The organism is Candidatus Hydrogenedentota bacterium, from assembly GCA_035450225.1.
Lineage (GTDB): Bacteria > Hydrogenedentota > Hydrogenedentia > Hydrogenedentales > SLHB01 > DSVR01.
Genome location: DAOTMJ010000001.1, coordinates 195,919 through 222,218, shown reverse-complemented (window position 1 = coordinate 222,218; position 26,300 = coordinate 195,919). Strand labels below are relative to the sequence as shown.

At 58.9% G+C, this 26,300-nt stretch carries 19 protein-coding genes; 4 read left to right on the top strand and 15 right to left on the bottom strand.

Annotated elements, in window-relative coordinates; all coding sequences use genetic code 11:
• Positions 1-26 precede the first annotated feature (26 nt).
• The 5 genes from P5540_00860 to P5540_00840 all read right to left on the bottom strand — a co-directional run bounded on the left by P5540_00860 (position 27) and on the right by P5540_00840 (position 6,885).
• Positions 27-2,861: a hypothetical protein gene (locus tag P5540_00860; GenBank protein ID HRT63348.1), complete on the bottom strand. Its 2,835-nt coding sequence runs from the start codon at positions 2,859-2,861 to the stop codon at positions 27-29.
• Positions 2,858-4,165, bottom strand: a complete 1,308-nt coding sequence (locus P5540_00855) for an MFS transporter (protein HRT63347.1) — start codon at positions 4,163-4,165, stop codon at positions 2,858-2,860. Before P5540_00855 ends, P5540_00860 begins: the two co-directional genes overlap by 4 nt.
• 85 nt (positions 4,166-4,250) lie before the next feature.
• Entirely contained in the window at positions 4,251-5,162 is a 912-nt protein-coding gene (locus tag P5540_00850) for an SGNH/GDSL hydrolase family protein (protein ID HRT63346.1), read from the bottom strand.
• A gap of 59 nt (positions 5,163-5,221) precedes the next feature.
• The gene (locus tag P5540_00845; GenBank protein HRT63345.1) at positions 5,222-6,097 is read right to left on the bottom strand and encodes a type 1 glutamine amidotransferase; all 876 of its coding nucleotides are present in this window, start codon (positions 6,095-6,097) and stop codon (positions 5,222-5,224) included.
• Positions 6,098-6,123: 26 nt separating this feature from the next.
• Positions 6,124-6,885: an HAD family hydrolase gene (locus tag P5540_00840; GenBank protein HRT63344.1), complete on the bottom strand. Its 762-nt coding sequence runs from the start codon at positions 6,883-6,885 to the stop codon at positions 6,124-6,126.
• Positions 6,886-7,238: 353 nt separating this feature from the next.
• Here P5540_00840 and P5540_00835 point away from each other — a divergent pair, with 353 nt between their 5' ends.
• Together P5540_00835 and P5540_00830 are read left to right on the top strand one after the other, a co-directional pair.
• Positions 7,239-8,873 carry a hypothetical protein gene (locus P5540_00835; GenBank protein HRT63343.1) on the top strand — a complete coding sequence of 545 codons (1,635 nt, stop codon included), beginning with the start codon at positions 7,239-7,241 and terminating at the stop codon, positions 8,871-8,873.
• A 15-nt stretch (positions 8,874-8,888) separates the two neighbouring features.
• Positions 8,889-9,677, top strand: a complete 789-nt coding sequence (locus tag P5540_00830; GenBank protein HRT63342.1) for a nitroreductase family protein — start codon at positions 8,889-8,891, stop codon at positions 9,675-9,677.
• A gap of 18 nt (positions 9,678-9,695) precedes the next feature.
• Here the strand turns inward: P5540_00830 and P5540_00825 are convergent, their stop codons facing one another.
• The 8 genes from P5540_00825 to gatA form a co-directional block, all read right to left on the bottom strand.
• On the bottom strand, positions 9,696-11,537 hold the full coding sequence (locus P5540_00825) for a homoserine O-acetyltransferase (GenBank protein ID HRT63341.1): 1,842 nt from the start codon (positions 11,535-11,537) through the stop codon (positions 9,696-9,698).
• 113 nt (positions 11,538-11,650) lie between these two features.
• Positions 11,651-13,102, bottom strand: a complete 1,452-nt coding sequence (locus P5540_00820; protein HRT63340.1) for a PhoPQ-activated pathogenicity-related family protein — start codon at positions 13,100-13,102, stop codon at positions 11,651-11,653.
• A 69-nt stretch (positions 13,103-13,171) separates the two neighbouring features.
• Complete coding sequence (locus tag P5540_00815) at positions 13,172-14,509, bottom strand: hypothetical protein (GenBank protein ID HRT63339.1); 1,338 nt, start codon at positions 14,507-14,509, stop codon at positions 13,172-13,174.
• Positions 14,510-14,876: 367 nt separating this feature from the next.
• On the bottom strand, positions 14,877-15,602 hold the full coding sequence (locus P5540_00810) for a hypothetical protein (protein HRT63338.1): 726 nt from the start codon (positions 15,600-15,602) through the stop codon (positions 14,877-14,879).
• On the bottom strand, positions 15,599-16,675 hold the full coding sequence (locus P5540_00805) for a permease (GenBank protein HRT63337.1): 1,077 nt from the start codon (positions 16,673-16,675) through the stop codon (positions 15,599-15,601). The genes P5540_00810 and P5540_00805 overlap by 4 nt, the downstream gene beginning before the upstream one ends.
• 92 nt (positions 16,676-16,767) lie before the next feature.
• Positions 16,768-18,126 carry a PHP domain-containing protein gene (locus P5540_00800; protein HRT63336.1) on the bottom strand — a complete coding sequence of 453 codons (1,359 nt, stop codon included), beginning with the start codon at positions 18,124-18,126 and terminating at the stop codon, positions 16,768-16,770.
• Positions 18,127-18,363: 237 nt separating this feature from the next.
• A complete protein-coding gene (locus P5540_00795) occupies positions 18,364-19,383 on the bottom strand; it encodes an asparaginase (protein HRT63335.1) in 1,020 nt (339 codons plus the stop codon).
• Positions 19,384-19,392: 9 nt separating this feature from the next.
• Complete coding sequence (gene gatA / locus P5540_00790) at positions 19,393-20,862, bottom strand: Asp-tRNA(Asn)/Glu-tRNA(Gln) amidotransferase subunit GatA (protein ID HRT63334.1); 1,470 nt, start codon at positions 20,860-20,862, stop codon at positions 19,393-19,395.
• A 379-nt stretch (positions 20,863-21,241) separates the two neighbouring features.
• Between gatA and P5540_00785 the strand changes: the two genes are divergently transcribed.
• The gene (locus P5540_00785) at positions 21,242-22,402 is read left to right on the top strand and encodes a hypothetical protein (GenBank protein HRT63333.1); all 1,161 of its coding nucleotides are present in this window, start codon (positions 21,242-21,244) and stop codon (positions 22,400-22,402) included.
• 115 nt (positions 22,403-22,517) lie between these two features.
• Positions 22,518-24,290: an SUMF1/EgtB/PvdO family nonheme iron enzyme gene (locus P5540_00780; GenBank protein ID HRT63332.1), complete on the top strand. Its 1,773-nt coding sequence runs from the start codon at positions 22,518-22,520 to the stop codon at positions 24,288-24,290.
• A gap of 91 nt (positions 24,291-24,381) precedes the next feature.
• Here P5540_00780 and P5540_00775 read toward each other — a convergent pair whose 3' ends face one another.
• Positions 24,382-25,269 (bottom strand): HAD family hydrolase, encoded by an 888-nt coding sequence (locus P5540_00775; GenBank protein ID HRT63331.1) that lies wholly within the window; start codon positions 25,267-25,269, stop codon positions 24,382-24,384.
• Between the two features lie 82 nt (positions 25,270-25,351).
• Positions 25,352-26,182, bottom strand: a complete 831-nt coding sequence (locus P5540_00770; GenBank protein HRT63330.1) for an SDR family oxidoreductase — start codon at positions 26,180-26,182, stop codon at positions 25,352-25,354.
• Between the last annotated feature and the right edge of the window lie 118 nt (positions 26,183-26,300).

Sequence of the window (26,300 nt, the reverse complement as noted above, 5' to 3'; positions counted from 1 at the left end):
GAAAAACCGGTTTCGCCAGCATGAAATCAACATCCCATGCAAAACGACGCCAAGCGCCAGCCGTCCCGTGTGCGGCAAAAGGCGGCGGTGAAGGGGTAGGCCGCGATGCCGAATGGAAGCGCAACAATGTCCCAGCGGCCCGAAAGAACGGCCATGCCGTCTGAAATCGCGGGCTCTTGAAATGTCATTTTCGACACAGGCGCTTTTCCCAGCAAAACGGCGGTGTCGAGCATCGTAATCAGGTATTCGGGATTGTCGAAAACAAAGTACTCACCGTTGAGCGTGGCGGCGGCGACGCATTTCGGTCCCTCGTGAAAAAGTCCATGAAGATTTGCAGTGGAAGCATCACGCAGGGCCGCGGCCCAGCGTTCGGCGATCGCTTTCAATTGTTGGGCATCGTCCGAAGTGCCGCCGGAATCCGCAGGCATCAGCGCAAGCGTCAGAAAACGCCATGAGCTTCCGGGACCGTCCGGTGTGGCGGTGAAGAACAGGGTGTAAATGGGCTTCCCTTCGGACGCCAGTTTGGCGGTTCCGATGCGGAAAGGCCCCGCGGGGTCGTCGTGCAGGTCCGTTGGTTCAATTGCGGGCGGGCCTTGAATCCGCGGGATGCAAGACGCATCCCGCCGCATCATGGCGCGCGTAACGACGATGGGCGCATCCTTGCCGGGCGCGAGCAGCAATGATCCCTGCGCGCTGAACAACCGCCCTAATTCCGGGGACACCCTGCTCAATTCCTGTTCGGAACCGAGCGATTGCGCCGTTGTTTGCAACAATTCCGCGATGGACTGCGGCCCGCCTTCGGTCTCGGTTCCCCGCAACACATCGAGCAGCGCATCGGTATTGGCCGTGTCCGTGACCAAGTAGGTTATCGCTCGCGTGGCCGATGAGGGCGGTTCTACCGGGTTGCCCCACCGATCGTAACAGCGAATGCCGGCGGGCAAGGGTTTCGGCAGGGGTTCTTCCTCAGCGCCGTCCGCAATCAAGGCGACGACCGTGCAAGGCCCCTCCGCGAAGGATCGGGGATGGGGTTGCCCAAAAACGTGCGCGCTGATGTCGTGCGCGGGAATCAGCCGTTCGCGATACGTTGCGCCTTCGACGAAATGCGCCAGCGCCGCCAGCGCCGCGTGCAGCGGACGCGCGAGCGGCTCCGGTTCCGACATCATATGCGTCGGCTTGCCGTGTCGCGGCGGATTGTGAACCGAATAGGCGATGAACCGGCGATGTCCCGCCGCGATCGCGCCCAGAAACAGGCGCACGTAGCGATCCGCGCCTTCGGACCAATCCCCCACGATGGCCGGATCGGCAAAGGAGAAAAAAGATCCCTGGAACAGGGCGACATCAATGCCGCCTTCGGTCGCAATCGTCGGCTTAGGCGTTCCGTACCATGCCTGCACCGCCTTGAGCCGTTTTGCCACGCGAGCAGGCGCGTCGTTCGGACGCCCTTGCAGGCTGGGATCGTAGCGATGCCACGAAAGCAGGTCGTAATGGGGATAGGCGCCCGCCGCCAGCACGGCAGCGTCCCAGAACGGCGGGTAGGTGTCCACTCCAATGATGGTACAGGCCGGATTCGCGGCTTTGGCTTCTTCATGTGCGGCTTTCAACAATTCCACATAGCGGCCCGGCGTACCGCCTTGGAAAAAGCGGTTCATGTCCCACGGTTCGTTCCAGACTTCCCATTCATCTATCCGGCCCGCGTAATGACCGGCCACCGTTCGGACGTAGTTTCGCCAGCGATCAAGGCTTTTCGGCGCGTGGTAAATCCCAAAATAGCCGTCCTCGTCGGCGCCGGTTTCCCAAGGCGGCGCGCTGTCGAACATTCCGAGGATGGACAAGCCGTGCCTGCGGGCCATGTCCACTTCCGCGTCGTGCCAAGCCCATTCTCCCGGTGCGGTTTCGATGAGGCCCCATTTCGTGAGGCCGGAAGCGTCGTGGATACGGCACCACTTGTAGCCGAACGCCGCCATTGCCGCGAGATCCGGCTCGCGCAAGGCCACATGGATTCCGAACGGCGAATCGGGACACGGCCCAGGCACAGGTTCCGGCACACGCGCCAGCAGCGTCTCCGCCATCGGCGAGCATGGCGCGCCGTCCGTGGCCGTAACTGTTCCTTCAAGGCGGATCATGCCGAATCGCGCCGCCGCCTCGCAGGAAAGTGTCAGCCTGCTCTCCCAAAAATCGCCATTGGTCGAGATCGGCTCGGTCCATTCGGAGACGGTCCCGCCGGTATGAATGGCGCAAAGCCGGAGCAGGCAGCCTTCGCCTATTGCGCCTGACGCGCGCGCCCGAACGCGCAACGGCGCATTGCCGGCCACGACGCCCCACGGGGCTTCGGGCGACAGCGTCAGACCCACCGCGCGATAGGCCGGACGCCAATCGGGACTGAAGGTTTTCGGGCGTTCCCCGAACCACAGGTCGTCAATCCAAAACGAGGCGTTGTTGCCCTGGATGGCGATTCCCAAATAATAGTGGTCTTTGGCGCTGTTTGCAGGCACGCACTCCATGACGACGGTTTGCCACAACGCTCCGGCCTCCGCTGAGGCGTCCAGTCCCGCTGGTTTTTCGGAATGGTTGTCGCGCAAGGTGGCGGACACGCTCACCCCGGCGGGTTCCGATTTCATGCGAAACATCAGCACATGGGGACAGCCCCTGCGCAAGGTCCGGGCCGGCGATGTCAGTTCGATGCGCCCCCCTTCTCCCAGCAGCATGCGGGCCGCGCCGGACTCCGCCTGCCAGTCCGCGTTGCATTGCTCGACCTTCCAGCCGGCCGGCACTCCCGCGCCCATCCGCTCAAAGTTCAGGAGGTTGCCGTTGTCCGGCCCATGCGCCAACACGGCAAGAACACATAGGGCGAGAACCGTCACGGCCGCATCGTCTCCCGTATCGAAACCACGGTTCCTTCTCGTTCGCGAAGCGGATATCCGATAAAAATGACGATGCCGATGACGCTGATGCCCGCGGCCAGCAGGGCAACCGATCGCAGGCCTTGCACTGAAACCGCCCCATCGGGACCGTAGGCCAGCACGCCGAACAACAGACTTGAAATGCCTAGGCTCAGTTTCTGGAACGACCCTTGGAATCCGAAATAGATCGCTTCGCGGCGGCGGCCCGTCAGTTTCTCGTCGTAGTCAATCACATCGGACAACACCGCGAACGGAAGGACCATGAACCCGGCGATGGCCATACCCGCGAAGGCAATGACAAAAACCGTCTGCACAAACGGACTGCCCAACGGAAGCAGGCCCGTCACGCCGAACATCGCGAAGGCCAACGTGGTCGCGCCGAAGGTCAGCATCATGACAGCGTACTTCCCGTGGCGCTTGGCCAGCACGTTCACCACGAAAAAGAAAGCCACGTTCATGACGAGGAACGGGACCATGAGCAGCGATACCGTGTCCTCGCCGCGTCCGAGATACCCCGTCGTCCACAGCGGCAACAGTTTCATGACGCTGTCGAGACCATACCAGTAGCACGATGTGGATAATACGACATACAGAAATGCGCGATTGCCCAGCGTGAGGCGAAGACCCTCGATGAAACCAAGGCGATCCCCGGCGGGCGTTGCGCCCGCGTTGCGCTCGCGCAGGCGCACTGCCACCGGCAACATGAACAGGACGGTCAATCCGGCCACGACGACGCCCAACACCCGCCAGCCGCCCCAATGCACGACGAATCCGACCCCTGCAAACAACAAGGCGCCCAACATGATGAAGACGGCCTGCATCGTTGTCAAATTGACACGCTGCCGAAAATCGGACGTCAGTTCGGGCATCAGGCTGAGATAAGGCGTCACGACGCTGTCGTAACAGATGAGATACACTTCGATCATCACGAACAGATATAGCGCGTTCAGCCAATGCGCATGAGGAATCGGCGGCATCCACATCAGGAAGATCGCCGCAGCCAGGCAGGGCAAGCCCCGCCGGATAAACGGCAAGCGTCGCCCGGACGACGACCGGAATCCGTCGCTCCAGTGCCCGACAAACGGTCCGTAGACCGCTTCCGTGATCCGGCCCAGCAAAATGAACAAGCCAATCAACGCGGGCGGGACCAGATGCGGCTGATCGTGCGGAGCATACCGGACATATAGCCATTGAAGAAACACCATGTCGCAGAAATTCATGGACAAACCGCCCATCCCGTACGACAACGTGTCCTTGAAACGCATCGCTATCCTTTCCATTGGCCCCATTGGACGAAACGCATTATCGGAAGCCGCCGCCCACATTGCAACCACGGAAGATCGGAACCGTCTATTGTTCGGCTATCTTTCCCTTTGTGAAGTTTTGGGCATTCTCGCCCTCGAGCCATGTCCTGTAGAACTGGTCCACACAGCGTTGGAGGAGTTTGCGGTGGGCGGGATCGGTGGGATGGATGCCGTCGCCGACATGGGCTTCAGCGGGCATGGGCTTGTCCGGATCGCCGCCGGCGTAGGGCATGTAGTCCGGCGGGCCGCCCGGCGCAGGCAGTCCGGACGGCGGGGAATCGTAGGCGCATTGCAGCGCGCCCCAATTCGAGACGTAATAGCAGCCTTCGGTCCGCTGCGCGATGGTCAGTTTGCGGCGGCCCAATTCGATGAAGGCGTCATTGAGTTCGCGGGGCGTGGCGCCGCCGAAACTGAATTGCGGATAGGCCGCCTGCGCCTTTGCGGCGTCCAAATAGTCATAGTCGCTGATTAAGACTTTCATGCCGGGCCGTTGGGCCAAACAGTGGTTCACGATGGTTTGGATGTCGGCTTCGATGGCGTCCCAAAAGGCCGCGCGTTCCTCGGCGGTATACGCGGCGATACTCTTGCCCTTTGTCGCGACAGCGAGAAAATCATTGCCGCCGATGATGAGGTGGACGATGTCTATGGACGGGTACCGTTTGAGTTCGTCCGTGATTTTCCGGAGGTTCTCCGGTTTTACCCAATCGCTCGCCTTGCGTCCGCCCCATGCGGTAACTTCGCCTTGTGTGGCATAAGGAATGCCGTTCTGCGCGAGGATACTGTCGAACGATCCAAATCCGTTCATTCCAACGGCGCGCGTGGCAATGCTCGCGGCCCAACTATCGCCGACGATGAGAATGCGCTTGGTCTGCCCGCAGGCGATGCAGGAAGCGGCAAGCAGGGCGGCAACAAGGAGAAATACCGGGTGAAGATTATTCTTGGTAAAACTTCTTTTCACGTGACAAGAACTTTTTCCAAACTTTTTCAAGAAAAGCGGGATCTTGTCCGCTACCGGCTTCATATTTTCCGCGGCGGTAGGCCGGCGCACGGCAGGACGAGTTTGTCGAGCCAATTGATGAATTCCCGCTGGCGAACCGGCGCGGACAGGATGGTATCATCAATCCCGAGTTGCCAGCGCAGGCTCTTCAAGTCCGGCTGCGCGTGAAGCGCTTCGAGTTTGTCCACATACGCGGTCATGTCGTCGTGATCGCGGAAGAATCCCTGCTGGGTCAGCCGTTCCTCGCGTGCGACGATCAGCCGGGCCATTTCGTGCACGTCGTATTCGGGATGGTATTGGATTCCCCAAAAGGTTCCGCGTTTGTATGTGACCGAGACCGCTTGAACCTCGCTGAAATCGTTGCCGGCCAGCAGCGTCGCGCACGGCGGCAGCTTAGTGACTTCGTCGTCATGGCTGACGAATCCGTCGAAGACCGCCGGTTTGCCTTCGTACATCGGGTGGACCCGTCCCGCTTCGGTCAGGCGGATCTTGCGCCCGATGCCCATTTCGCGTCCCTTGGGATTGGCCTTGACTTCCCCGCCCGCAGCCACGACCGCCAACTGGATGCCCCAGCAGGTGCCGAACTGCGGCACACCAACTTCGTAAGCGCGTTGGGCGAGATCGAGGTGCGCGATGACGCGCGGGTCGTCATGATGGTAAATGGTGATGTTGCAGCCGGGCCACAGCACGCCCGCGTATTTTTCCAATTCGTTGCTCGCGGGAGAAACCGTGCCGGGATCGCTCGAAAGCCACACGTCGTATTCGGCGTCCGGCAGGTAGGTGAGGAGCATGTCGCTGTAGAGTTCCCAGGCGAGCCGCATACCGACATGATTGAACTCGTCGCGGCTGGCCTTGGGATATCCGTCAACGATGAGAAAACGCGGGACTGCTGCCATGTACGGCCTTTCCTTTCTAAAAATTTCTACGAATTCATTTTCTGTAAAAGGGCGGGGAGTTTGCTGTAATCGTCGCAGATGGCGTCGGGCACGTGGCCGTCGAGCGGACGGTTCTTGACGACGGTGAGCAATACGCCGCGCGCGCCGACGGCATGCGGCCCGCCGATGTCGTTGTGGGGGCGGTCGCCGATGTGTACGATGCTCGTGATGTCGCAGCCGGCGGCCTTGGCGGCTTCCTGGAACATTTCCGGCGCGGGCTTCGACTTGCCGATTTCATCCGAGAACACGAACCCGTCGAAACATTCGAGCATGCCGTTCTTGCGCAACAGTTCGCGCAGGGCGCGTCCCGGCGAAAAGATGGCGTCCGACACGACGATCAGCGGATACACGCCGTGCAACGCCTTGAGTGCTTCGAGCGCGCCGGGGGCCGGATCGGGGCTGAATTCGAGTTCCATGTCTTCATGCAAACGGATGAGTTCGGCGAATTCGTCTTCCGGGAGCGTCCGCTTGAGACCCGCCAGCAGGACGCCCAACCGTTCGCGCACCGACCATGTCACATGCTGGTCGTGCCAGACCTTGCGAAAAGCCGCATCGGTCAGGTCATAGGCCAAATCAACGGCTTCGCGGGCGATGGGGGCGTGTCGTCCAAGATACTGATGAACCAATTCCCGGCGCGCGACGGGTTTCGGCGGCTTCCCCGCCGCCGCCCGTTTGGGTTCGTCGGTATCATCGGCAAACAGACAGTCCCACAGGTCGAAGGTGACCGCCCCGATGCGTCTTTTTTCCATGAATGTTTCCTTGCGCGGCCAACCCGCGCCCATGCCCATAATTATCGCAAATCGTCCGGCAAGCGGGCAAACGGCGGTTTACTGTCTGTACGGGGCAGCTCATTCAAGGCGATTTTGAACAACTGAGAGGATGGGAAATCGGCAAGAGTCCGTTTCAATCGTGGACATGGCATCCTTGCCGCACTCCTTGCATACTGACTGGGGGATTCTTGTAATATTGGGAGAAAGGTGTTATTTTACTGTTGCGTTAGGTTTTGTGCCGATTCACGGAACTGCGCGCAAACAAACAGGACTGTGCCTTGCGGAAAGGGCGACGCCAATGACGGCGAGCCAAAATTTCGTGTGAGGGGACCATGGGACGACGAGTTATTATATCGGCGATATTGCTGGGAATCGTGACGGCGCTGGCGGCGCAGGAAGCCGTGGCCTGGGGATCCCGCGCCCGGCGCGCGATCTGCGCCACGGCCGTGCCCGTGGAAAGAAAGGCTATTTCCAATGCCTTTCGGACCGAAGACACATCGTATGAAGAAGATCTGTTCCGTGGCGCGGTGGCCGGTGCGTCCGTGCTCAATCGCGGCAAACCTTTTGCGAGCGAGGCGGAAGCCATCGCGGCGATAGACAACGAAATCCGTTTGCTGCGTGATGTGCGCAAGTTCGGCCTCGGCAGTTATTTCGCCTTTCGCATGGGCGCCGTTGCCGCGACCGTGTCCGATCTGCTGCTGCCGTTTTCGATGGATACTTCCCCGCAAGGACAAGCCCTGAAGCAGCGAATCGAGGCCGATATCGAGGCGCGGGTGGATTCGTTCGCCTATTTGTCGCGCCAAAAGGATCGCGAATATGTCCGCAATGCGCCCCTTTTCATCGAAAATCGCCGGAGTTTTTACGCGAATGCCGGGGCGATGATTGCCGATGATTACCGGCGTGGCTCCGGGTATGAAGGCTATCTGAAGGAGGGCGCGCAGAGCCTCTTTGCCCAATGCGTGGACACCACCGCGGACGTTTGGTATACGATCCTGCGCCCCGATGCCGACCCCGGCATGGTGGCGCCCTCGCCCGAAGCCGTATGCTGGTATCTCGTACGGGAAGTTCAGTATCTCCTGGGTGAGAAGAAAAACTTTTATCAGGCCACCAAAGCCTATGACAATTTCGTTTCTTTGGGCGTACATGATGCCGTGGCGATTGACACCATGGGCGATTTGTTCTATGCGTTCGGATCGGAAGATGCAGTCGAACGCGGCGTCAGGGAATGGCAAACGGCCTACGAGATGGCCGGCGCCGATCGCCGGTCCATCGGAAAGAAACTTTCGGCGCACTATGCCAAAATCGGTGACGCGGCCCTGGAGGCGGCGGCGCGTCCGGGCGCATCCGAACAGGAACTTCCCAACGCGCTCAACGCGTTCACCCGCGCGCTCGAATACGAACAAACCAATGACGCCATCGCGGACAAGATTACCGAAACCAACGCCGCCATAGCCGATCGAAAGGCGCGTCGTGAACTCAATGTCAGCATTATCGCCTCCGCGGAAAAGGTGAAGGCCCAAGCCGAGAAAAGCCGCTTGGCGTCCGATTACGGCAACGCCATCGCCACCTATAACCAGGCCATGGGCCTATACGAGGCGGTCGATCAGGATTTTGCCGATCAGGCCAACACCGCGAAAGAATCCATCAAGCAGATCAAAAAGAACATTACCGATATCATCAACCAGGTTCTGGACGCCGCAAGCGACACGATTGACAAGGGCAACAAGGCCGTGGACGAGCACCGCTTCGAGGATGCCAACGCCGAATACGAGCGCGTGCCCAATATCCTGACAGTCATTCCCGGCGACGAAACCACCACCCAGGGCAAGGAAAAGCGCACGCTCATCGAAATGGCCAAGAAAAAAATAGACGAGTGCAAAGTGGCCAAACAACGATGGGAAGAACTGCAACGCCAGCGCGAGGAAGCCGCCAAAGCCGCCGCCGCCAAAGCCGGCGTGAAACAATAGCGGCCGGATATCGAAATGCTTGTTTCCGCCGATGCCGACCGATGCGCCCGCGACGGATGGTGCATCCGGGATTGCCCGGTGCAGATTCTGGGGTGGGGCGCGAACGGTTTGCCCGAAGCGCTTCCGGAACTGGAGCCGCTGTGCCTGAATTGCGGCCATTGCATCGCGATATGCCCTCACGCGGCGCTGACCCTGCGCGGAATGCGCCCGGAGGAACTGGAATCCGCGCCCGCGGCGATGGACCGCTTCGCGGATCCCGTGATGCAGGTTCTCAAGACGCGGCGATCGGTTCGCCTTTTTTTGCCGAAACCGGCGCCGCGCGAACTGTTGATGCGCTTGCTCGACGCGACACGCTGGGCGCCGTCGGCCACCAATCGCCAACCGGTGCACTGGTTGATTATTGAATCGCCCGAAACCATGCGTGAACTTTCACGATTGATCGCCGACGGATTGCGATCCATTCCTTATTTTGCCCGCATGGTCGAGAGTTTTGAAAATGGAGAAGACCGCATGCTGCGCGGCGCGCCGCAACTGGTCGTCGCCCACGCCTCGAAGGAAGGCTTCGATCCCCTCGGCGATTGCACCATTGCGCTCGAATACCTTGATTTGGCCGCGCAGGCGCATGGCCTTGGCACGTGCTGGGCGGGCGTGCTCGTCGCGGCAATCGGATTCAAGCCCGAAATCCGATCCCTGCTCGGCATCCCGGATGATCACCGGGTCTGCGGCGCCATGATGATCGGCTATCCGCGTCAAGCCTACGCACGTATTCCCCCGCGCAATCCCTTGCGCGTGACGTGGGCGTGAAAAGGGCCGCGTGTTCCTCTACGATTGGGACGCGGCGCGTCCTTCCGCCGCGGTAATGACAAACACAGCCTCGTCCGCAAACAGGTTCGGCCAGAAACCGGCGGTGTGCACGGTTCGTCCGTGGCTTGAAATCGGAATTTCGCGCAGGATGCGCGCGCCATTGGCCGCGCAGAATGTTCGAAAATCCTTGATGGACAACACATGGCGGTTTGGGGACTCATGCCACGGATAGGGCAGGTTGCGCGTGACCGGCGCCTGGCCCCAGAACATCGTCATGGCGCGGACCTTCCAGAACCCGAAATTCGGGAAACTGATGATGCACTTCCGCCCGATGCGCAACATCTCGCGGATGGCGATATCGGGCCGCTTGATGACCTGTAACGTCATGCTCAGGATGACATAGTCGCGGCTTTGATCGGGCAAGCCCGCCAGCCCTTTGTCTATGTCGGCTTGGACCACCGGAATTCCGCATTGCACACAACTGATGATGCTGTCTTGATCCAGTTCGATGCCCATCCCTCTTGCATTTTTTTCGCGCATCAACTGGCACAGGAGCACGCCGTCGCCACAGCCGATGTCGAGCACCCGGCTGCCATCCTCGATCAAATCAACGATGCGCTCATAATCTATCCGGCGGCCATCATAGATGCTGTTTCCGCGATGGGGCGGCTGTCCGGTATTGCGCGTAACGCAGGCGCACCCCGGCTTTTTCGCGCAATAGCGGCCCTTTTCGCTCGCGTTGCGCAGGAACCCGCTGATGATCTTTTCCATAACTTCGACTTCCAGCAGAAAGGCATCATGTCCGTAATCTGACTGGATGCAGCAATAGGTGACGTCTTTATCGAGCCGGGTCATCGCATGAACAATTTCTTCCGATTCCGCCGGGGGGTACAGCCAGTCGCTCGAATACGACAGCACCAGCATGGATGCCTCGACACGCGCCAGCGCCTTCTCGAGTGAGCCATACGTCGCCGACAAATCGAAGTAATCCAGCGCCTTGGTGATGTAAAGATAACTGTTGGCGTCGAACCGGTTGACGAACTGCTCGCCTTGGTAATCAAGGTAGGTTTCCACCGCGAATTCGCTATCGAAATCGTAACTATAACGATCGGCCCAGCGGAGCGCGCGACCGAATTTGCTGTGCATGGACTGTTGCGAAAGGTAGGTGATATGCGCAAGCATCCGTGCGATGGACAAGCCCTTGGCCGGGCCTTCCTCCTCGTAGTAATTACCGCCGCGAAACCGCGGATCGGCCAACACGGCGTGACGTCCGACCGCGTTGAACGCGATGGCTTGGGCGGCGCTCATGTGCGACGACGCAATCACAATCGCCGATTTGATGCGTTCAGGATAGCGCGTGGCCCATTCAAGCACCTGCATGCCGCCCATCGAGCCGCCCGCCACCGAGAGCAGTTGCCCGATGCCGAGATGATCTATCAGATGCGTCTGTGCGCGGACCATGTCCGCGATGGTGATAATCGGAAATGACAAACCATAGGGTTTCCCTGTCCGAGGATTGATGGACGAGGGACCCGTGGAACCACGGCAACCGCCGATGACATTTGAACAGATGACAAAATAACGATCCGTGTCAAATCCCTTGCCCGGGCCGACCATCGCGTCCCACCATCCCGGTTTTGGGTCGTCCGGCGAATGGCGACCGGCAACATGCGCGTCGCCCGACAGGGCATGCACGATCAGTACGGCATTCGATCGATCCTCGTTCAGTTTGCCGTAGGTTTCGTAGGCCAGTGTAATCGGTCCCAACCGTTCGCCGCAGTCGAGCGGCATCTCGTTCGGCGGCTCGGCGAACGTGAAATACTGTGTCTGGACCAATCCAACGGTACCCGTTTCCGGCATGGCGTTGCTTTCCAATCAACCTCCTGTCTCTTGTCCAAAACAAACAACCGTACTCGTAAGTTTATTTTACCATGCGCATCCGGCCGCAGGGCGATTGGATTGGTCTTGGAAAGTCATTTCGTCAAGAATCCCTTCGGCGGATTCGGCACGGGCACATACTCATGCTCGTAGGTATCGGGCAGGATGCGAATGGGTGTCGTGAAGGTGAACGGCGCGCCCGATTTGCCGGGAAATTGCAACTCGATCAAATAGGCCGTCCATCCCTGCGCGGACTTCTCGACCTTGCCGATATATGATCCGTCCGCTTCCGGCGCAAGATCCGTGGCCTTGTAGATTTCCCCGGCCACATCCACGCGGAAATCGCGGTGTTCGGGATTTGTGCCCTGCCACAATTTCACCGACGAAGGCTTCGCATTGGCCTGAACGCGGACCGTTGCATCGTCCACGAAGGTCCATGTGATTTCGGGGATCGGTTCGTTGTGCGCAATCGCTCCAAAAAACGCTTGCAGGCTTTCGTAGGCGGTGGCGTTGAGGCCATGGCCGGTATTGGGCACATAGCGAATCCATTTCGGACCTTTCAGATCATCCCAGTAAAACTTCCAGGAATCCGGAAGGAAAAACTGATCGCCGCCGGAGGCCATGATGAATTTCGGCATCGTCAATCGATCAAGGTAACTGTACGGTTCCACGATCTTCATCATGGCCGCGTATTCGGGCGTCTCCATCCATTCCATGATGCCCATCTGCTCATAGTCGTCGATGGCCGGGGCCCAGCGGCCGTATACGGCCTTGTGGTGCCTGAACGACGGAATGATATTGAGCAGATCGATAACGGCGGGCGCGATCGCGACCACGCGCTTGTCAACGACACCGACGGTCCACGTGGTCCAGCCCCGCTTCGATCCGCCTGCCGGAACAAAGGTCTCGATCGTGTTCTTGCCGCCCCGGGAACTTGCGCAAAATTCCTGGATTGCATCCATCGCGCGCACGACGGCTTTCGTCATCGGGAGGCGCAGGGGCCATTCCTCATCGCCGGTGCGCAAGTACTTGTCCCATGTGTACGCGATAATCGAATCCTCCGAACGGCGCTTCTGATCGTCGGAAAACACCAGCGGTTCATTTGGGATATTCGATATTTCGGCGGTGATGGCGTTTGTGGCTTTCGCGATGACGTGCAATTTGACATCGCCGCCTTTCGGGGCCTGATCCTTGTTGCTGCCGCCGCCGATGACCATCAACGCCGTCGTGCTCTTGACCTTCTTCGGCACGGCAATCGTTACCCAATGCGTCCAGACCGGCCTGTCCACTTCCGTCGCCGTGCGCCACTGCTGCGAGGTGAGGCCAAGCACATATCCGGTCGTCCCGTCCCCTTCGAAGGTGTTCACGAGTTCGTATTTGTAATTCGGATCGGGCTTGGCGATGTATCGGTCCAGCGCGGTCATCTTCGCCGGATCGCTCTCGCGCAGATTGGTTGCCTGACCGGTCTCCTTCGGCGCCGCAAACGCCATCCCGGCTGCCGACAATACCAAAAGCCCTATCAACACCCAACGCAGTTGTTTCTTCATAATCCTGCTCTCCACTTCATTGTCCACGGCTCAATTTCGCGATCGCGCCCGATTTCGTGCGCGAACACGTTACTTCAGTCCCAACGCCCGTTCCGCCTCATCACGGTTCATCGCGGCGTTCAAGGCCGCCGGCACCGCGTCAGACGGCGCCAACTTCTCGCCCACGCGCCTGAAAAACGCGTTTTTGTCCGAAACATTGGCGAAGGCGCCCCGCGCCCATACGCTCAGATAGCCCATGCCCGCATGCGCCTGCAACCGTGTGTGGGCATACAGGATGTGGGCCCCGTCCAAAAACGCCGGTATCACCGGCTCGAGTTCAGGTGCGGTAAAATCGTCCACGAACCGGTTTCCATGGGCGTTCATTTCGGTTCCGGCCAAGACCGGCATCCCGCGATCCCGCGCCATGGCGACGAACTCATGAAGTTTGGCCAGTTTGATTGCCTTGATGGCGGGATCCTTGATGTTCCAGTTTCGATCGGGGATGACGTTGACCGCTGCCGCGCCGCCCGCCACCATCACGTCGAACAATTCCTCTATGGCCTGTTCGCCGTCGGTTGTGCCGTCGAGCCACGCGAAGGTCGGAATCGCGCCGTTTTCCAACGTGAAGGCGTTGACCTCGTCCAATCCGGGGAAATCCGGCCCGTTGGCAGGCACATACCCCACGCCGCCCGCTTTCATCGTTTTGGCCCGGATCAGCGCCTGAAGCGATGGCGGGTCGTCAATTACACGGCGCACCGATTCGCGATCGCTGTTCAATTTTTCCGTCCAGAACGCCGTGCGGGCGTCCGCTTCCGGAAACAGCGCGCGCGCCTTGATGTCATACGCCGCGCACAAATGGCGCTCCGTCGCATTGCCCTTCGGCGTCAACGACAGCACATCCGTGTCGAAATCCACGGTTGCGGGCGCGAGATACGGGTTCACGCGATTTGCAATCCCGCGCGTGCGATCCTGCGCCAGCGTCTTCAGCCTCGACAGCAGCGCCGGATCTTTGGGCGTGCTCGATACAAAACCGGCGCCCATGTGATACGCCACGCCCGGCTCGCCCGGCGAATTGATCTCGCGCGTCTGGAACGGCGGCACAAACACCCGCGTTTCGATGCCCGCGCATCCCCGCAGACCTATCAGTCTGCACGCGGCCAGGAACTCGTCCACCGCATCGAGCACATCAAAGTCCACAATGCCCGCGGCATACAGTCCCTCCCGTTTCGCCCGCCATGCAAAATACGACGGCGAATACCCGTACCCATTGAAAGAATAGAAGGTGTGGCAATGCAGATTGACCGCGCGGGAAAAGGGAGGCTCCGCCAAGTCCTCTTCCAACGAAGCCAGTTCTTCCAGCGCCGCGCGCCGAACGCGCGCATCGAAATCGTTCAACCGGCGCTCCAAGGCTGCGATTGAATGTTCCATAACGTCTCCATCGTAGGCCGTCGCACTTCAAGAATTCCCGGGGGGAATCGTCCCATCGCGAATCCAGCCAAAAGATCCCTTGGGCGGCAGCCGGACTCGCGCGGAAAAGTATTATCCTACACGCAACACAAATCGCAATCAAAGGACTTAGTATTATAGTAATATAAACGTAATATACTATTTATTCTAATTATAATATGCTAACAATTTTAATAATCCGGACTCATCCAAAGCGTTCGAATCATATTGTTTCAACATGGCAGTCCAAAATAAGACGGATAGGGGAAGCTTCTTTTGGTGAATCGGTCTCATTTGCGAATCTTGGATGCGGCAGACGGTACGTATTTCACGGCAGGGGCATGATCCGTCACCGAAATACCTCCTCGGATCCGGTCAAGTAGGGCGACATTGGCTGCGGTATGGGTTCCAACGATTCAACGGCAACGAAGGGAATGTTGAGTCCTTCGGCGACATATCGGGAACGGCCCCGGACCCGGTACCATTGATCTTCTTGGATTGCCTTCGGATCAATGTCGTTCAGGACGGCCGATACCGTTGTGGCATCCGCCGCGCAGCAGGTGATTATATACCGGTAAAGAATCGCGCGGATGTCGCGCCCTTCGGCGCTGGCCGGCAGGTTTTTCCGTTCGGATTCGGACAGCAGGTGGCCGGTTCCGATGACCTCGACGAGGTGTCCTTCGAGCCGTTCGTGCTGGGCGTGGAGATCGAGCAGCGAAACCGACAACGGCCCGCCATCCATCCGCGGCGCAATGTCGGACGCCTTGCGGCCGGTATAGTCGAAATTCGAGAGGCGTTTCATGGCGGGCAGGGTCGGCCCGACCGCCAGGAACAGGATCAAAGGCAGATAATGGGCCAAGGTCTCGGACCATGCGCCGAGGCCGCGATCCTCCCGCATTCCGCGCGGCTTTTCAAGCAATCCCGCCGTGAACAACAGGGCCAATCCCGCGCATGTAACGGCCAGCATGGGTTGATTCCATCCGGTCAGGTAATACCGTTGAAAACCGCCGAAGATCATCGCCAGCAGCAGGATCAGCCATGCCGCGAGCCGCAGAAGGGCGTGGAGGTTGCTCACAGAAACACCTCCAGCAGCATCAGATACGCCGTGACGCCCATAACAATCGCCCCGGCCAGCGCCGCAATGAACCAGCCGCGGAACATGCTCCGGTACATAATCAGAAGTTTGATGTCGAGCATCGGGCCCAGGACGAGATACCCGGTGTGCGCCACGATTGAAAACGAGGTAAAACTCGCCGCGGGAAAGGCGTCGGCTTCCGAGCACAGGCTGAGCACGAACGCGAGCGCCATCATGAATGCCGGACCGAAGATTGGATATCGCTCCGCAAGCGCCATCAGGCTGTCGCCGAAGAAAGTCTTCATGACGCTGGCGATGAACACGCCCATCAAGAAATAAGGAATCATTTCGAGAAAGTCCATGCGCGTGTGGCGCGCAACGGCCTGAAGGCGCCCTTCGGCCCTTCCCGTTTGTTCCGGCGAGGAAGAGGAAGAAAAACTTCCCCCCTTGTCCATCCGGTTCGACGAACATTCGCTCGCACAACCGCAGCCGTTGCCATTGGCGTCCGTCAAAAAGCCGGGAACAAGGGCGTTCTCCAGTTTGATGCGCGAAAAGAGATACCCGATGCCCACGGCGACCACGAATCCGCCAAGCGTCCGAAGCAATGGGTGGACGAAATCCTGAAATGCCACATAGGTCGAGGCGAACACAATCGGGTTGATAATGGGCGCGGCGAGCAAATAGGTCAATGCGTGGCTAAGCGGAAGCCCCTTGCGGACCAATCGGCGCACGACAGCCACGATGCCGCATTCGCAAATCGGAAACAGCGGAACGGCGATCGCCGTCACAACGATGCCCCATGGACCGACCCGGCGCGTAATCGCCGACAGGGCCGTCGGCGGAAGAAACACCTCCATCAGGCCGCTCAGCAACGCGCCCATCAGCATGTACGGCAACGCGCTCAGCGTGATGGCGATGAAAAAGGCCGCGAATGAATCCACCCATCGCTGTCCCGCCAGCGCCGCGATCAAGGCAAGGCCGATGCCCGCCGCCAACAGCGGCGCCACCACGCGCACGCCGCCCGGCGCTTCCGGGATGATCGGCGTGTCGTTCGGTGCGACGGTCTGCTGCATGGACAATCGTTTCCTCTATACTGGCGCAACACGGCAAACGGCCTGCCGTATTCCGCCCGAAAGGAATGGCCGACGCTCCACGGTACGGTCCGTTACACGCCCGGGGCTGGAAGCACTTCGACGGGATTGGCATAGATCCAGGGCGTCCATTCGCCTACGATATTCAATTCGGCCTCGACACGGTATTTGCCCGGGCCGGTGACGTCGTAAACGAGCACCGCTCCCTCCGATTGCGCGGCCTTCACGCCGTCCTTGACGACGGTGAACCGGCACCGGTTTGGCGCGGCGGCCTTGAGTTTCAAATCGGGTTCCATCGCGATGCTTTCCCCCATCACGGCCTTGCCCGAACGGCCTTCGATAAAACAGACGAACCCCTTTGCGTCGGCAAGCATGTTGAAGGCCACGAAGGCCCGTCCGGCCCGCAGGGAATCGAGGATGTCCTTTTCGGTACAGTTTCGTGCAAGGACATGGGTGTTCACATAACGGCTGGATCGTTCATAGGGATCCAATTCGAATCGCAGGATTTCACGTCCGGGTTCGAGAGGGCCGAAAAAGGCCCGCAGCGCAAGTTTCGTGAAAAAATTGAGTGGATATTCGCCGATGATCTCGTGTTTTTCACCGGTGCCCTTGATCACAAGGGTGTTTTTCGCCGTGTAAAATCCGCGGATACCGACGTTCTGGTGCGAATCGTTCGCACCGATGCCCGTGATATGCCGTGTCTTGTTCAGATCGTCCCAGCGGGCGAGGAATTCCGCGGGCCGGTCGAAGATAATGCGCATGGCCTGGTCCGGATACGCCCGCAAACACAACAAAATCCGGGGCGCCAGTTCGGCAAGGTTTTCATCAGTAAAATCCGGATGAATATTGTAGATTTCCATGCCTTCGAGTTCCGGCAAATCCCACATACGCTCTTTTTCGCAATGCGAAAAAAACAGGACCGCGCCCAGTTCCCGAATCCGCTTGGCAAGCGCACGCGGTTCGTCCGACTCCAGAAAAACCGTTCCCTCCGGAATGCCCCACGGCATCAGGCCATGGTCAAGTTCATACCCGCGAATGAACAAAATGCCGTCATGCAGGCCATTCCATCCCAGCGAATAATCCGCCTTTCCCTCGTCGTAATGATCCGTCATGCAGATGAAATCCACATGGGCTTTTTTCAGTGCCTTGACGATGTCCGGAAAGGGGATGGCCGAATCATGTGACAATTCCGAATGGGCATGTAGGCATCCGCGATATTCGCTCCAGCCGTCGTCCAGCGGCGGTTCGGCGCGTTCGGCGCGCAATTGCGCCCATGCCTTGGCTTGCTTCGGGAACAGGTAATAGCGTTCGTACAGCGCCGTTCGAAAGACGACGCCCAGAATCACGGCCAACAACAACACGACCGCCGCAGCAACGCACAACGCCCATTTCAGGCCGGCGCGAAAACATCCCCGCGCTTCATGATTGCCCATGTGAATCCTCGCTTTCCGTGGGTCAAGTAATCCATCAAAACCGGTCCAAACTCCTAAGGGCGCAGCCGGTCCCGATAAAGAACAACGACCGGTATTTTCGCCTGTCGGGAGAGTCGTTTCAAGAAAACCGGCGAGCCGCTTCTGCCGGACGTTCATCCGCACGCCGAAAATAGCGGAACATTTTTGTCTGTCCTGCCTGATTTCATTGCTTTTTCAGGACAAGTCCCATGGGCCACGCTAAATATTCCGCGTTCTTTCACCGGCACAGTCCGTTTGCATGAGCCGGCGTATCTCGTCCATGTCCGACGTCATGCCGAGCACGACTTGCAACTTGGTGATGGCGGCTTCAGGGGTCATGTCGCCGCCGTGGACAAGGCCCACTTCGCGGAGTTGCGCGCCGGTGTCGTAGAGGCCCATGTCCACGCGTCCGCCGTAGCATTGCGTCACATTGACGATGGCGATTCCCTTGGCGACCGCCTCGGCAAGGGCGCGCCGGATGCCCGGGTGGGTCGGGGCGTTGCCCGCGCCGAACGTGAGCAGCGCCACGCCGCGCAGGCCTTTCGCCCGCAATGCGTGTCGCAGGAATGCGGGAGTGATCCCCGGATGCAGGTGTATCATCAATACGTTTCGTTCGATCCGGCTGTGGACCTTCAGGCGTCCGCGCGGCGCCGGACGAATGCTCTCCTCGTCAATTCTCAGGAGAGGAACGATCCGCCCAAGCACGGGGAAGCGCGGCGAGGTGAAGACCGAGGTGGAAAATGCCTTGCGCGCGCGGTTGCCACGCACGAGCGTCTCGCCGGCCACGATACAGACTTCGGGAATGTGGGGTTGCCATGCCGCCACGCGCAAGGCGGCCAAGAAGTTGCGCTCGGCATCGCCGCCCGGCGTGCGGAGGGGATGGCGGGCGCCGCACAGCACGATCGCTTTTCCCAAGTTCTCAAGCATGAACGACAATGCGGATGCCGTATACGCCATCGTGTCGGTGCCATGCAGAACGACGAAGCCGTCGTATTTGCGATAGGCGATCTCAATCCGTTGGGCCAATTCGATCCAATAATCCGGATCCATGTCGGAGGAATCAATCAGGCGCAGCGCTGCATAATCCACGGCGAACGGCAAGCGTTCCAGTGCGGGCAGCATTTCGCATAACTTTTCCCAGGGCGCGGCAACGAGCGGACTGTTTGGATCGCGCGGATCCTTCGGTATCATCCCTATCGTTCCGCCGGTGCAGAAGACCAATACCCGGTTTCGCGCCATGACGCCGGCCTATGCGCAACAGGCAAGACGCCACGCGCCGGATTCGTGCATGAGGGTTTCGAGGCGCTGGGCGGCGGCAAAGATCGTCGGTTCGGCGAGCGGCTTGGCGGCAAGTTGGACGCCGATGGGCAGGCCGTTCTTCGTCCAGCCGCACGGAACGCTGACGGCCGGGATACCCACGAGGTTCGCGATGACGCTGTAGATGTCGCCGAGATACATCGCGAGCGGGTCGTCGGTGTGTTCGCCGATTTTGAATGCCGGCGTTGGCGCCTCCGGGTGCATGATGATGTCGCACGTCTCGAATGCCTTCTCGAAATCGCGGCGGAGCAACGTGCGGACTTTCTGCGCCTTGAGGTAATAGGCGTCGTAATACCCCGCGCTCAGCACGTAGGTGCCGAGCATGATGCGGCGGCTGACTTCCGCGCCGAACCCTTTCGTGCGCGAGAGATGGTACATCTCTTTTACATCTTTGCACCCGTCCGCGCGGTAGCCATAGCGCACGCCATCGTATCGGGCGAGATTCGCGCTGGCTTCGGCACAGGCGATGATGTAATACGTCGGTACGGCATATTCGGTGTGAGGCAGGTGGATCGGAACGACTTCATAACCGTCTTGTCGAAGCGACTCGATAGCGTTCTCGACGCGTGCGCGAACCTCCGCATCCAACCCCTCGGCGAAATATTCATGCGGTACGCCGATGCGGCACTTCGTCCCGTCGGCGGTTGCCGCAAGGTAGTCCGGCACGTCCACGGGCAGACTCGTCGAATCCTTCGGATCGTGCCCCGCGATAACCGACATCAACAGGGCCGCGTCGTGGATGTTCTTCGTGAGCACGCCGACCTGGTCGAGCGAGGAACCGTAGGCGACCAGCCCGTAGCGCGACACGCGGCCATAGGTCGGCTTCATGCCCACCACGCCGCAGAACGATCCCGGCTGCCGGACCGATCCGCCCGTGTCGGTGCCCAGCGCCATGACGCACTCGTGCGCCGCGACCGCCGCAGCCGAACCGCCGCTCGTCCCCCCCGGCACGCGTTCGAGATCATGCGGATTGTGCGTGACCTTGTACGCGGAATTCTCTGTGCTCGAACCCATCGCGAACTCGTCCATGTTCGTCTTGCCGACGATGATCCCGTCCGCCTCGCGGATTTTGCGCACGACCGTCGCGTCGTACGGCGGCTCGAAATGTTCGAGAATGCGCGATGCGCATGTCGTCGCCAGACCTTCCGTGCAAAGGCAATCCTTGACGCCGATCGGCAGCCCGGCCAGCGGGCCTACCGGCTCGCCGCGTTTTCGGCGAACATCCACCGCCTCCGCTTCGGCCAACAATTCGTTCCGGTCGCGAATGGTGATATACGCCTGAACGTCCGGTTCGCGGCGGTCAATTTCGTCCAACACCGCCGTCATTATTTCCCGGCAAGAGGTCTGTTCCATCGCAAGCAGACTCTTCAACTGCCCGGCGCTCATCTCTGCAAGTTTCATGTAATTCTCCATCCAAATTCTATTCAAACGACCGTTCCACAATACATAAACCGGCAAAAACAAAACATTTACAAGCACATGAAAAGACAGAACCCGATGCTTTTTGTTCCTCAAATGCCAGAATAGCATAAGCCTATGAAAACCTGCAACACGCGGCGCGAAATCAAATAAAAATCATCGGTTCAATGGATGGGAGAAGTTTCGGGAATGCTGGCTGGTGGTGCGGCGGCGAGTCACTTTTTTAATCAACCAAAAATGCAAAAAATGGTTATACCAATTATCGCGCAAGATGTAAAAAACTTCTTGACATCCAAGCGGAAACGTGCTAAAAGCAAAACAAGAAGTATTGGAGTGTGTAAACAGTTTTGGAGGAGGAAACATGTCAAAGTCAGTGTGGTTGAAACTCGTGTTGAGCGTCGCCGTAGTTGTCTGTTCGCTTTCGCTGACAGGCTGCCCGTCAAAGGAAGTCATCGTCCTCGACAACTTCCCCACGCTTTCGCTTGAAAGCCTATGGGACGATTGTGTGTCTTTCTTTACGGGCAATGTGAAGGCGCCATTTGAAGTGGGCGACATCATCGTGGGCACGGGAGGCGGAGGATTCCTGCGCCGCGTGGTGGCTATCAACCAACGCAGCGGTAAAGTGACGGCCGACACCGAGTTTGTTTCGCTTGCGGAAGCCGTTGCGGCCGGCACGCTGGATGCCAAGGTCGAATTTACACACGACGATTTCGTGAAAAGCGGCGTGCCGCTGTCCAAGGCGAGCGACATGACGATCGATCTCAGCGGGATCGTCTTGTACAGCAAAGACGGTGTCACGGTCAGTATCAGCAGTGGTTCGTTGACCATTCGTCCGACACTGACGTTGAATGCGGTTTTCAACAACAATCAGTTGTCCAGCCTCAAAGCGCTCACCGAGGGCGACGTTGCGCTTGATCTGAATCTTCGCGTGCAGGCGACCGGGCAACTCGACGACGAGATTTCGTGGGAAACCAATGTGATCCCGCCGATTACCAAGCCGTTCGTCTTCTACATCGGCCCGGTGCCGGTCGTCGGCACGGCCTCGCTGAGCATTCCGTTCGGCATTGCCGGCCGTTTGACGGGCACGGCTTCCGTGGAGAGCGGTTTCGACACGACGACCCATATCAAGTTGGGCGCCCAGCTAGAAGCCAAGAAATGGACGAATCTGTCGTCGTTTGGCGCGCCCGAAACCAATGCCCATCCGATCGTGGTCAGTTTCTCGTCGAGTGCGGGCGTGGACGTGTACTGCAAGGTCAAGGCCGGCTTGAATCTCTACGGCGCCAGCGACCTGACGGGCTATGTCCAGCCTTATCTGGCTGCCGATGCCAACTTTGTGCCGTCCCCGTTTACGTTTGTATTGGGCGCCGGCATCAATGGCGGCTTGGTCTACCAACTTGGCATATTCGACATCAACCTGATTGACAAGAACTGGTTCTTCCCGGGTCCGTATTGGGAACTGTATCGCTACACCCTTCCGTACGATGTCCCGACCACGTTCACGTTCGCGTGGCCGGAACTCTAAGCCATGTCGAGCGCGCCGCGTAACAGAAGACGCGGCGTGCGATAGGATGTAATGCAAGGCCGCCAGACGGGTAAAGTTTGGCGGCCTTTTGTATATCCAGGAGGTTGTTGATTTCATGCGTAACCCGCGTTTTCAAATCTTGGCTTCCTTCACGCTTCTTCTGCTGACATTGCCGGGATGCCCATTCCTGCGTGTCTCCTTTACCGCTTCTCCCCGCTCCGGCCTCGCGCCGCTAAGCGTGCAATTTCGCCAGACCGAGCCCTTTGCGCCGTTGGCCACGCGCGTCTGGGATTTCGGCGACGGCGCGACAAGCCACGACGTGGCGCCTGTCCATGTCTACACGCAACCGGGTGACTATACCGTTTCGCTGCGGATCTACGCCGCCTCCGGATTCGGTTCCACCGTTTCCCGCAACCTGATCCATGTGGAGGCGAGCGAAGGGGAAGGTGAGGGCGAAGGAGAAGGAGAAGGAGAAGGGGAAGGTGAGGGAGAAGGGGAATGCTTGGCCGATGATTTCGAAGATGGCATCATTGATCCCGAAAAATGGATAATCGGCGGATGGGCGTTTGGCATAGGCGGCATAGGCAGTGGCGGATACTCATGGTCGCATCAGGAAGTGATGGATGCGGATGGCTATCTCCGAGTCGGGATTCAGGGGCCGATGTCGGCCAATTCCTATGGCGCGAACGCTTTTGTGCAAACCGCGCATGATTTCAACGACGGGAACAACCACGTTATCCGCTTTGTCTGGAGCGCGCAGATCAACGATTACCACGTGGACCTGTTCGCCATCCAGATTGTGGATAGCTATATTCCCCAAGACAACAACAACTGGTTCTTATGGTGCAACGACAGCACAAAAGCGGTCACGCTGTGGTCTTCCGATTCCAACAATGACTGTTTGGGCGACATGACACAAGACATGGCTCCGTCCGCGTGGTCCATTCGGATTGACGCCGAAACGAAAAGGGCGGAACTTTATCACGAGGCGAATCCCACCGGTCAGCCCTTTTCGGCGAAAGATCTCGATCCCGGCATGCCATGGCATGTGGCGTTTGGATTGGGCGATGCGACAAGCGCCGGGTTTCCCCCAACCAATAATTCGTTGTCCCTTTACTCATTTCATGCGATATGCACCGAAGTCGCGGAAGAACCGCCTCCGGGAACCGTCCGGACGTTTGCCGGCATGCCCTTTGTCTGGATACCGGCCGGCCGTTTCGACATGGGAAGCGCCAAAACGGCCGCGGAACTATCCGCGATTTACGGTGACCGCGAGTACTATTATTCGTCCGAACAGCCGCTGCACAGGGTCACCATCACCAAGGGCTTTTGGATGGGCGCCCACGAAGTAACGCAGGCCGAATGGACGACATGGATGGGATACAACCCGTCGGAATTCGCGGGCGACAATCATCCGGTTGAAAGTATCTCATGGGATGAATGCCAACTCTTCATCGAGCGCCTGAATGCTTCGGGCGAAGGCGTATTCCGTCTACCGACCGAGGCCGAACGGGAGTATGCCTGCCGGGCCGGCACAACGACCGAGTTTTATTTCGGCGACAGTTCAAGCGCGTTTAGCGAATACGAGTGGGGCTTCAATCTGACCGACTACACGACCCATCCCGTCGCCCGAAAAAAGCCCAATCCATGGGGCCTTTACGACATGCACGGCAATGTGACGGAATGGTGCGCCGACTGGTACGGAAAAACCTATTACAGCGTCAGTCCCGAATTCGACCCGCAAGGCCCTGAAACCGGCACGTTTCGAGTCCGCCGCGGAGGCAGTTTCCGCAGCGCCGTGGGATTCTGCCGGTCGGCGTTCCGCACATGGAACCGACCCGATTACGTCTATTCAAACACCGGTGTGCGCCTCTGCAGAAACAAGTAAACCCGCATCCAGCCGTATCCCGGCGCATCCCCAGGACGTGCCCGCAACCCAAGCGTGGGGCCGGCTTGATTAGGCACACCCGGACGCGCAACTACTTTTTCCATGGGGGCGTTTCCGGAAGATAGGTTTTGAATTCAGCGATGAGGGCGGCTTCATAAGTTCCCGCATAGGCGCCCGAGATAAATTTATCCATCGCTTCCTCGCGGAAACGCCTCCAAGACTCTTCCTCGTTCCCGGGATTGATGGGAAAGAACAAGGCGCCGTTGGCCTTGGCGGCCTTGAGGTCGCCCTCGGCATCGCCGATCATTAGCATGTGCGACGGATCGTACTTACCGCCGGCCGCCATGGCAATATGTTCGCTCTTCTTGCCGAGTTCCTGTCCCGCAATGGCAAAGGGATACCCATCCACCCCATGCTCGGCCCATTCGCGCACCAGCGCCTCGCCGGGCGTCGCCGAACAAACAAGGATATCGGCCACTTCGCGTCCTTTTTCCAGCGATTCGCGCACATGCGGGAACGGCGGCACGCCACGGACGATTTCCGCCACGCTGGCATTAACCGCTTTGCTCCATTTCAACGCGCGGTGCATGTCGGGTTCATCGTGGCTGTCGCAATAGGCCTGCAACGCGGGATTGCCCAATTTCGACTCGGTTTCAATCCATCGGCGCAGGTTCGGCACGTTGGGCATTTCGACGCCGCGATCCCGCACCTTGTCCCACTCCCCCAGCAGATCGAAGACCATCGTCAAGGCTGGAAAACGGTTGATACCGCGCCATTTTGAGTAGAGGTTCACGAACTCCGCCGCCGCGCGCGCATACTTCGAAACGGCCTGCAAATCCCAGTGATTGATGATATTCGGAATGAAACATTCCTTGTGCTTGATTTCCATCGTGTCAAAGGCGCACCCGTCTGAATCGATGGCAATGAAAAAATCTTTCGTGGGTTTATGATTGGTTAGTACCGATACGTCGAACATCATTGAATCCCTTCCGTATTCGAGGTCCAAGGCGACAATTCCCTAAAATCCCGAGGTCTTGAACCTGTTGCTTGTTGCCTCTTGCTCATACTCCAGAAAAAGCCGAAAAACCACCGTCAACCGGCACCACGATTCCCGTAACGAATTGCGAGGCGTCCGAGGCCAGCCAAATGGCGACACCAACCAAATCCGCCGGATCGCCGAAGTGGCCCATCGGCGTATGGCTGACGATCGTTTGGCCCCGCGGCGTCAACGCCCCCGTTTTCTCATCCGTCACAAGAAAACGGTTCTGATCGGTCAAGAAGAAACCGGGCGCGATGGCGTTGACGCGCAGTTTCGGATTGTATTCCTGCGCGAGATGGACCGCGAGCCATTGCGTGAAATTGCTGACGGCGGCTTTTGCGGCGCTGTAACCGGGGATGCGCGTCAGCGGACGGTATGCGTTCATGGACGAAATATTGATAATCGAAGCGCCGTTCGGATTGTCTTTCATCCGCTTGACAAAGACTTGACATGGCGCAATCGCGCCCGCCACAAGGTTCAAATCCAGCACACGCTGGACCGCGTCCAACGGCAAATCGAAAAAACTCTGCTCCGCCGAGGTTGTCGCGCCCTTCATATTCCCCCCCACACCGTTTACAAGGATGTCGGCTTGGCCGAAATTCTCATAGACTGCGTTGCAACAGGCCTCGATAGATTCTTTTTTGAATGCGTCGAGTTCGCAGGCCATGGCCGTTCCGCCGCCTTCGACAATGTCATCGGCCACCTTGCGCGCCACATCCACACGCAGGTCGGCCACGGCCACTTTCGCGCCCGCCGCCGCAAATCCGCGCGCAATCGCACCGCAAAGCACCCCGCCGCCGGCTGTTATGACGGCGACCCTGCCCTCCAGCGAAAACAATGTCCTAATGTCCATCAACTCCGTTCCTTTCGCAATCATCGGATGCATCCCCAGGGGGATGTGGGAGCCATTCGTTGAAGCGCAAGATTAGCATGAGAAGGCCGCCGCCGCCAAATGCACGCCAATCACGCAT